The organism is Lysinibacillus sp. RU7, assembly GCF_057837305.1.
This window is the reverse complement of the sequence record NZ_JBYQFK010000348.1, coordinates 1-231: the sequence shown is the minus strand read 5'-3', so window position 1 is coordinate 231 and position 231 is coordinate 1. Positions and strand designations below refer to the sequence as shown.

Sequence of the window (231 nt, the reverse complement as noted above, 5' to 3'; positions counted from 1 at the left end):
CCGATGGCCGGATTCATCGCGGGCCGCACCGCGCCTCCGGGCCGTCGCATGGGCCATGCCGGTGCGATCGTGTCGGGCGGCCAGGGCGGCGCCGAGGACAAGATTGCGGCGATGGAAGCGGCCGGGATCAAGGTCGCGGCCAGCCCGGCGGAGCTCGGCTCGACCCTGTTGTCGGTGCTGAACAAGTAAGGCGTAGCGCGTCACCCCGGCACACCCGCCGGGGTCCGTGGC

General features: G+C 73.2%; 1 pseudogene. It reads left to right on the top strand.

Annotation, left to right across the window (positions count from 1 at the left end):
• Nucleotides 1-189 (top strand): annotated as a pseudogene (locus AC3II9_RS22670) (succinate--CoA ligase subunit alpha); the annotation flags it as partial.
• Between the last annotated feature and the right edge of the window lie 42 nt (nucleotides 190-231).